The sequence below is a fragment of the uncultured Candidatus Thioglobus sp. genome, from assembly GCF_963981275.1.
In the GTDB taxonomy this organism is placed as follows: domain Bacteria; phylum Pseudomonadota; class Gammaproteobacteria; order PS1; family Pseudothioglobaceae; genus Thioglobus_A.
Window position 1 is genome coordinate 1 of sequence record NZ_CAXCCZ010000040.1, and the last position, 8,846, is coordinate 8,846.

The 8,846-nt window shown below is 39.4% G+C and carries 10 protein-coding genes; 2 read left to right on the plus strand and 8 right to left on the minus strand.

Features of this window, described 5'->3' with window-relative positions:
* Positions 1-95: 95 nt before the first annotated feature.
* The 4 genes from ABNR88_RS06345 to ABNR88_RS06360 are packed head-to-tail and all read right to left on the minus strand — an operon-like array spanning position 96 to position 3,327.
* Entirely contained in the window at positions 96-1,367 is a 1,272-nt protein-coding gene (locus tag ABNR88_RS06345; protein WP_348670194.1) for a hypothetical protein, read from the minus strand.
* Between the two features lie 4 nt (positions 1,368-1,371).
* Positions 1,372-1,584, minus strand: a complete 213-nt coding sequence (locus ABNR88_RS06350) for a DUF2249 domain-containing protein (RefSeq protein ID WP_291929089.1) — start codon at positions 1,582-1,584, stop codon at positions 1,372-1,374.
* Positions 1,585-1,590: 6 nt separating this feature from the next.
* Entirely contained in the window at positions 1,591-2,016 is a 426-nt protein-coding gene (locus ABNR88_RS06355; protein WP_291929092.1) for a hemerythrin domain-containing protein, read from the minus strand.
* On the minus strand, positions 2,017-3,327 hold the full coding sequence (locus ABNR88_RS06360) for a rhodanese-like domain-containing protein (protein WP_348670195.1): 1,311 nt from the start codon (positions 3,325-3,327) through the stop codon (positions 2,017-2,019).
* A 184-nt stretch (positions 3,328-3,511) separates the two neighbouring features.
* Between ABNR88_RS06360 and ABNR88_RS06365 the strand changes: the two genes are divergently transcribed.
* Positions 3,512-4,138, plus strand: coding sequence for a DUF302 domain-containing protein (locus ABNR88_RS06365; RefSeq protein ID WP_291929099.1), 627 nt, complete (start codon positions 3,512-3,514; stop codon positions 4,136-4,138).
* A 51-nt stretch (positions 4,139-4,189) separates the two neighbouring features.
* Positions 4,190-4,792 (plus strand): class I SAM-dependent methyltransferase, encoded by a 603-nt coding sequence (locus ABNR88_RS06370; RefSeq protein ID WP_291929101.1) that lies wholly within the window; start codon positions 4,190-4,192, stop codon positions 4,790-4,792.
* Here the strand turns inward: ABNR88_RS06370 and ABNR88_RS06375 are convergent.
* The 4 genes from ABNR88_RS06375 to ABNR88_RS06390 all read right to left on the minus strand — a co-directional run bounded on the left by ABNR88_RS06375 (position 4,772) and on the right by ABNR88_RS06390 (position 8,760).
* Complete coding sequence (locus tag ABNR88_RS06375) at positions 4,772-5,419, minus strand: class I SAM-dependent methyltransferase (protein WP_291929103.1); 648 nt, start codon at positions 5,417-5,419, stop codon at positions 4,772-4,774. The genes ABNR88_RS06370 and ABNR88_RS06375 overlap by 21 nt on opposite strands.
* 18 nt (positions 5,420-5,437) lie before the next feature.
* A complete protein-coding gene (locus ABNR88_RS06380) occupies positions 5,438-5,920 on the minus strand; it encodes a peptidylprolyl isomerase (protein ID WP_291929107.1) in 483 nt (160 codons plus the stop codon).
* Positions 5,921-6,044: 124 nt separating this feature from the next.
* Positions 6,045-6,470 carry a hypothetical protein gene (locus tag ABNR88_RS06385; RefSeq protein ID WP_291929110.1) on the minus strand — a complete coding sequence of 142 codons (426 nt, stop codon included), beginning with the start codon at positions 6,468-6,470 and terminating at the stop codon, positions 6,045-6,047.
* Positions 6,471-6,597: 127 nt separating this feature from the next.
* Positions 6,598-8,760, minus strand: coding sequence for a YgiQ family radical SAM protein (locus tag ABNR88_RS06390; protein ID WP_348670196.1), 2,163 nt, complete (start codon positions 8,758-8,760; stop codon positions 6,598-6,600).
* Positions 8,761-8,846 lie beyond the last annotated feature (86 nt).

Below are 8,846 nucleotides of genomic sequence, written 5' to 3' on the forward strand. Positions count from 1 at the left end.
AATGAGCCCAAATGCGCGATTAAAACTGCGGTTGAATCGGGGGATATTCACCCGATGCGTTATCATAATTATCTGCAACTTATTGGCGCTTGAAGCTAGAAGCTCATCTTCTGTAAACCACGCTTGGTAAAGTATATTTTAGAACCTTTAATTAAGTTTGCCAATAACAAAGCATTAGACAAAACCATCAGTACACCTGTAGCTATTTGAAAGCTAGAATCAAATGCAAAAATGGCCAATGATAATAGTGTTAATACATGCAATATAAACTGAATAGTGGTGAGTTTTTTTCCAATTAATTCATGCATGGTTGGCATGCTCATATAGCCTTCATTAGTTAGGTGAAACCAGACTAAAAATGGCACGATTTTATACATCATGCCAGTTATTACCGACATGGCAAAACCATAAATAAAAACAACGACAACCATTGTGTTTAGTTGCGCCATGTGCAGCCATTCATTAGCAACTGAGAGACCAATACTGGCTAACAACATTAGCATTGCAAAATACCAATAATACGTCGTGGTGTCGATAATTTTTCGCTTTCTGTTAAGCAGCAGGCCAATTGTACTCAGCGCATAATCAGCCAGCACCAGCGCCACAAATACTTTAAATAATAAATACAATGAAGGATTGTCAATAATTAGGCTAAATCCAAGCCCCACTAACAAGATGAAAATCACCTTGATGGCATATTTGGTGTAGAGCTTAGGATAAGCGTCAGCCACATAAAACATTGGAATAACTTGATAAGACACGCCAATAATTAGCATAGCAATCCAGCCTAACAAGCTAAAGATAATATGCGTATACACAACAGCCTGATGATACTCAGAAAAGCCAGTATTAACATGGGACAACACAAGATATCCAGCTAATAGCAAAGCCACTAACAACGAAGCCAAAGCACCGATAAAGGCTTTGATTGTTGGGGTGATATTTTTGGCATTTTTAAGGGTTGAAATGGTGGCAACAACAAACACCAAAAATGCACTCAACAACATTGCCATTGCTACAATCATTAAAGTCGGCTGATAGTTATAAAATGCATAAGCAAATAGCAACAATCCAGCTGTGAGTAATCCATGAACCATGGGCGCAATAATTTGTTGGTGTTTGAGAGTGACACCCGCGGTGACTGGCAGCATTTGAAACATAGCACCGAGCATAGTCATTGCTAAAAATCCCAAAGTGATTAAATGCGTAAACACCACAACTGACAATGAAGATCTTGCTTGCAAGGAGGATACAAAGCCCAAGATAAACAGCCCAGCCAACAAGCCAAAAATAGGACTGGTGATGAAAAATCTTAATGGGATTTTTAAGGGTGGCGCTTGGTCTAAGGACAAAGAGGAGTTAAACATAAAGCTAATTTCTTGAAATAATGACGTGGAACAAATTGGCTGATTTTTCCTCCAAGGTGTATTGAAAGCCTTGGCTGGTTAACAGCTCAAATAATGGATAAGGAATTTGTTTATGGATGATCTTAACTTGCTCAGAATCTTTAAGCGCTTGGGCCGCCTTCAAGGAGATTTCTAATGGCTCACAGGGCGGGAAATCTCTAACATCAATTTCCTGCATGATTTTTTAAGGCAGCTGCTTAACCAGATTTTCTGACTCTGCGCCAAAAACTTTATCCATCATACTGTAAAGCATTTGTTCTTCTTTCATGTTGTGCTGCTGCACCAAAATCATGAAAGATTCACTTAAGCCTAAAAATTTATCCTTATCTTGCGCTTCAAGATGGTTTTTTAGCTCGTCTAAAGTTGCTCTCATGCGCACATGCTCTGAGCGCATTACTTGCGTTGGCCCGCCTGCCATGCCTGTTTTTTCTTCAAAAGCTGGAAATAGAGTTTCTTCTTCACGCTTAAAGTGGAGATTAAAATCAGCATAAGCGTTAGCAAATGAGGTGTTTGCCTCTACCCAATTTTGATCAACCACCAAGCCTTCAGCCTTGACATATTCATCATCACACGCACGGTGATGATCAGCCATAAACTCTGAAATATTCATTTATTCAAATTCCATTTGTTTAAAGATACGCTCAGCATTTTGCTTGTGTAATTCTTTATACGTGCCACGATCTCTAAACATAGACTGGTCAATATTATAAGCCTCATATAACCCACCATCGTCATCCAATACCTTCTCCACTTCACCACGCATATAGACTAAGTAGTCTTTAGTGAATTTGGTGATCGTTGCCAGATCAGTTGGCTCACCATGACCTGGGATAATAATTCCAGGCTCTAAAGCCTCGACCTTGTCCCAAGTTTCAATCCAAGCAGCTGCGTTGGTATGTGGGAAAATTGGCAACATGCGCTCGTTAAAGGCAGTGTCACCACTGATTAAAAACTTTTGCTCAGGCAACCAAAGCTGGATATCATCTGGAGAGTGAGATGCACCAATATGCATTAGCTCAATCTTGGTGTCGCCCATTGGAAGATTCATTTTTTCTTCAAAAGTTAAATCAGGTCTGATTAATTTTGTGCCAATTATTTTATCTTTTTGAACACGTTGAGCGCGAGCAAAAATATCCTCACCTCGATGCTTAATCTCGTTGTCTGCCTCAACGTGAGCAATAATAATTGCATCCTGCTCTTTCCAGTAATTTGAGCCTAGAATAGCATGGCCTTGTGAGTTTTCTAACACCACGTATTTAACCGGCTGATCAGTTACTTTTCTAATTTCTTCATGTAGTGCTTTAGCCACAAGATAGCTGCCGCCTGCATTAAATACTAGCACGCCATCAGTGGTTACAATGAAAGAAAGGTTGTTGTTATGATAGGCATTTTCATACGTATAAGGCTGTGTGGCGCCAATTGCTGAATAGATATTAGGTGCAACTTCCTCAGGCAATCTGTACAAAATATTGCTCGGCTCGTAATCACTAATCTTAACCGGATTCATCTCTTCCTTCCAGGTGAAAAAACCATCAGAATAATTTTTAACGTTTGTATAGCCCATAGTTTCAAGGGTTTTAGCTGCTAGCGGAGAGCGAAGGTTACGGCCACAATAAACAATGATTGGTGTGTCTTTTGATGTGACATGATCGGCAATTTGAAACTCCAACCAGCCGCGCACGATATTGACATTTTGACCACGCTTAATTGTGCCAGTATATTTGAGCTCAAAAGGTGAGCGCACATCAATCAGTACAACACTCGGATCCTCATTGAGAATCTTGTCTAACTCTTCAGTATTAATATTGACAATTTGCTTGTTAACGGACTCTAGTAATTTGCTACCATCAACTATTTCAATATCAGCTTGTGAACTAAGGGTGCCAAACATTATGGCGAGTGCTAAGATTTTGTTAAACATATTTGTTTTTTATTTAATTATTTGAATTATTATCTCATACAGATAAGTCTCATTCCGATTTTTTTGATAATTTATATTAGTATATTATTGACTTCTAATATTATTAAAGTATAATATAAAACTGGAGGGCAGAAAAACCCTTAAACTAAAAACATTATTTATTTAAAAAAACAGAGGAGATACAATGAAAAAAATAACGTCAATCATTACACTTACAAGTGCACTAACAATGGGTGCAGCAAATGCATTTTTTATTAACCCAATGAACGCTATGCAAGATGTGAGCGATGAAATGAGAGAAGCAGTTATTGATGTAACTGGTGAAAGACCTGAAGAAATTATTGCAGATGCATTATTACAAGGCGGTGGTGTAATGCCACAAGAAGTTTCAAAAGAGCTTTTCATGGAAATGGTGCAAGTAACTGAAGTAGAAGAAGGTATTAGTGGTGCTGATGTAGATGAGTCTATTAAATCTATGGCTACCAATGAAAACATTTTGCACGTTGCTTCATTTCCTCTAAGCAAGCAGATCGAAAATGTAACTGGCAAGCCATACCGTCATCTAACCATTCACAACATTTGTGATGCAGTTACTGCTGGTAAGATTGCTGATGTTGATGACCGTTTTGCAGTTATCCTACCTTGTAGAATTGCAGTTGTTGAAGGTAAAGATGGAAAAATCAGAATGATTAGCATGAATTCTGATGTTATGGACCTAATGAACCTTCCTAAAGAAGCGTATGATCCTGCAAAAGAAGTTGCAGATAAGATGGACGCAATTCTTGAAGGTGCTAAAGAAGGCGCTTTCTAAATATTTGTTAGTCTAAATCACAAGGCCTGCATTTGCAGGCCTTTTTTAGTTATGAGCCAAGATCAAATTATTAAACGCCACCAGCATGCTTTTAGGCAATTCGGACACCACCCTAATGCACTCTTGTGGAGTGGGATCAAAATTCAATATTTGCGCTTTGAGCAATTAGCAAAAATCAATATTCAAACAAGGGATTCTTTGCTTGATGTTGGCTGTGGTTTTGCTGATTTGAACTTTTACCTTACGCAACAAAATATTCCCACACAGTATCAAGGTATTGATATTGTTGAAGATTTTATTGTTAAGGCCAAAGTGCTCTATCCAAAGGCTCAATTATCAGTCAATGATTTATTTACACTAGACCCAGAGCCCAACAGTATTGACTATTTAATGCTTTCTGGTGCTTTGAATTATGTCATTGATGATGCAGACAATAAGGCCAGACAAACCATTGAAAAGATGTTTGCTACTTGCCGAAAAGGGATTGCTTTTAATTTACTAGATAACGATGATCAGTGGTCTAGCTCGCGTAATGATTTACAAACTTATAACAAGCAAGAGGTTGAGTCTTGGGTGAAAAAGCTCACCTCAAATTATCAAATAATTGATAATTATTTGGATAATGATTTCACACTACTTGCCTGGAAAGAATAGCGCGACATTGTCACCAATAATCTCAACTCTAGCTTGCCATTTATTAGCTAAAAACTGCAAGGTTTTTTCACTAAAAAAAGCAATATGGGTTGGATCATTTTTGTAATACCAGGTTGCAAAATCAACCTTCTTTGTTAAGATCTGCGTCATCACAGCGAGCACCCCGTGTGGATTTAACATTGAGATTAATCTATCCAACTCCATCTGTGGATGGCTTAAATGCTCCAACACTTCAGTAGCGCTAATAAAGTCGTATTGATTGCTAAAAACAGATGAATTATTTTGATAGTATTTATCAAAAAGATCTACTGAGTGACCCGCCTCTTCAAACATTAAGGATAGTGTAGGGCCAGGGCCACAGCCAAAGTCCAAGCCTTTGGAGTTTGAATCAAGATATTTTTCAACTGGATTAAAAATGGCTGAAAGGAATTGTCGATAGCCTACATCATTAGCATTATTCTGATGCAAATCATAACGAGATTTTTCGTCGATATTATTTAAATGAAAACGCTTGGGTAAAAATACCAAATCACAGTCTGAACAGCACAAGTAGCTGGCATTTTCATTTGAATAATAAGGCTGAACCTTATTAGAGTCACACAATGGGCAGGCGTCAATCTGGCTCATTGTGTAACGCTTAACTAATTAGTGAGAACAAGTTCCTGAGTGAACATGGCCGTGCTCTAGCTCATCAGCTGTTGCTTCTCTAACTTTTTCAATGCTCACATTAAAGTGTAGTGTTTCGCCCGCTAATGGGTGGTTAGCGTTAATAACAACAACCTCTTCTTTAATCTCTTCAACACGAACAATAAACGGATTACCTTGTTCATCTTGTGATTGAAGCTCCATGCCTACTTCCAGGTTTTCAATACCTTGTAAAGCTTCCATTGGAATCTCTTGAATGCCTTCTGCGTGATGCACTCCGTATGCATCTTCAGGTGCTACTGAAACATCACAAGTCTCGCCTACTTTCATACCTTCAAGGGCTTTTTCTAATCCAGGAATAATATTACCATGGCCTTGAATAAATGGCATTGGCTCTTTGCCTTGTGATGAATCAATTACCTCGCCGGCATCGTTTTTTAAAGTGTAGTGCATTTCAACTACTGCGTCTTTTTGTACTGTCATTTTTTTGTCTCCTGGTTGGCCGAGGCCGGGTTTATATTAAAAAAAAATACTTGGTTATTCAAGATATTAATTCTTATATAGGGCCAGGTTATTATTATTCAAGCTTAAACGCTTAAAATTTAAATTATTTAACCCACCATCTGCCAATGCCAAACCAACCAATCCATGAAGTAATAAACAATATAACACTGGCATCTTGAATCCAAGGGTTGACTGGAAACTGCTCAACAACCAATGCTATTATAAAAATAGCCAATACCACAAACCCAGTCTTGCATTTGATTCTGTCTTTATTCAGTTCGTGGCGCATGCAATGCAAAATTACATCAACAAAGTTTTTAAAGGGGTAGACCAGAAGAAATAGAATAATAGGGGTTAATATAACCGATATGGCAATTGAAACAACGCCATCCACATCTGCTGGCACAAAGCCTAAATAAGCGCCTAATTCCATACTGGCTAACGTGGAAATGAGATAATCCCCCGGAAAAGTCAGCCAATCAATCAATGTTTGTAATAATGTAGCGCCCTCTTCTGCTGTTTTGTTCATAAATACTCTAATTTAATGTGTACTGGCAATGCGCTTGCTAAGCATCAAGCCCCTTTTGGTAGGTGAATTTTTTAGCCAATTATAGTTTGTTGTTGCGAATTATCAAGAGATTTCTAATGCTTTCGAGTTATTTATTCTTATAATTATTCTTGGAAATTCGATGATGAAAATCGTTGTGTTTTTTTCGTGAGCGTTGTGGCTTTATCGGGGTGCTACTCATTCTAGAATAAGGCACTAAACACTTGTCCGTATTGCCTATCAAATCACTACGACCCATACGCTTTAAAGCTTGTCGTAGTATGTCCCAATTTTTGGGATCATGGTAGCGTAAAAAAGCTTTGTGTAATTTTCGTTGAACACCGCTACGAGGCGTTTTTACTGACTCAGATTGTCGAGTAATTTTCTTTAGCGGATTTAACTCACTATGATACATCGCAGAGGCGATAGCCATTGGGGTGGGAATAAAAGCCTGTACTTGATCTGGCTTAAAATTATTGCGCTTTAGCCAAAGTGCTAGGTTTAACATATCTTCATCGCTTGTTCCAGGATGCGATGAAATAAAGTAAGGAATCAGGTATTGCTCTTTGCCCGCTTGCTCAGAATAGCGCTCAAATAATTTTTTAAATTGATGATATGAGCCAATACCCGGTTTCATCATTTTTGACAAGGTGTTATCTTCGGTGTGTTCAGGTGCAATTTTTAAGCGTCCGCCAACATGATGAGTGACTAGCTCTTTAATATATTCAGGGTCTCGTACAGCAAGATCATAGCGCAAGCCTGAGGCGATAAAAATACGCTTAACACCTTTTAGACTGCGCGCACGTCGATATAGCTTTGTGAGTGGCTTATGATCCGTTCCCATGTTTGGGCAAATATCAGGATAAACACAACTAAGGCGACGACAAGCTGCCTCGATTTTTGAATCTTTACATTGCAAGCGATACATGTTCGCCGTCGGCCCGCCAAGATCAGAAATATTGCCTTTGAAGTCGTCAATATTATCACGAATTGTTTCAATCTCACGGATTACCGAATTCTCTGAACGACTTTGAATAATACGCCCTTCGTGCTCGGTAATCGAGCAAAATGTGCATCCGCCAAAACAGCCACGCATAATATTGATTGAAAAACGAATCATGTCGTAAGCAGGAATTTTTAACTTACCATAAGCTGTATGCGGCTTGCGCGTATAAGGCAGCTCAAACACACTATCAAACTCCTCCATTGACAAAGGAATGGGCGGTGGATTTAGCCAAACATCACGCTCACCATGGCGTTGTATCAAGGAGCGCGCATTACCTGGATTGGTCTCTAAATGAAAAACACGCGAGGTATGTGCATACAAATAGCGATCTTTGGCCACTTGCTCAAATGAAGGGAGCCGAATAACGGTTTCTTCTCGCTTTAAGCCTTTAGTGCGTTGATCAAAATCAATCACCTGAGTCGCACCCTGATTGGGATTAATTTTATTAGGCTTAGCCTGATTGCTGTTATCAGTACAACCTTGCTTATCTTTAGCAGAAGTATCTGCATATGGATCTGTTTGTGGATGATTCAAGCTTTTGTCAGCATCAATCTCACTTGAATCCAGAACTGTCCAGCCTTTAGGAATACCTTGGCGCATATAAGCTGTGCCGCGAATATCGGTAATTTCTTTAATGTTCTCACCCGAAGCAACTCGATGCGCCACCTCGACAACAGCACGCTCCGCATTACCAAATAACAACAAGTCAGCTTTAGAGTCGGGCAGGATTGAACGACGAATGGTTTGCGACCAATGGTCGTATTGAGCAATGCGTCTTAAACTGGCCTCGATACCCCCAATAATAACTGGAACACCCTTGAAGGCCTCTTTGGCACGCTGTGTGTAAACTGTAGTAGCACGATCGGGCCGCTTTCCTGCAACGCCACCAGCTGTATAAGCATCGTCAGAACGCGGCCTCTTTTCAGCCGTATAGTGATTAACCATAGAATCCATATTGCCAGATGCCACAGCAAAAAATAGATTTGGCTTACCGAGCTTTCTAAAGTCATCAGCCGAATGCCAATCAGGTTGGGAAATAATCCCAACGCGAAACCCTTGGGACTCTAGCAAGCGACCAATAATAGCCATGCCAAAACTTGGATGATCTACATAAGCATCTCCAGTAACAATAATAATATCACAACTATCCCAGCCCAGTCTGTCCATCTCTTTACGTGACATAGGCAGCAATGGAGCAGGCACCAGACCTTTTTTATGGGGCCAAAATTTTGGGTATGAATAAAGATTTTTAGGCGGCAATGACATAAATTTTAAGTATACAGTAACCACCCATTAATTTATGAAGCGCTCTATCAACCTTTAAACAAATCCCCGCACTCCTAGCGTGTGCC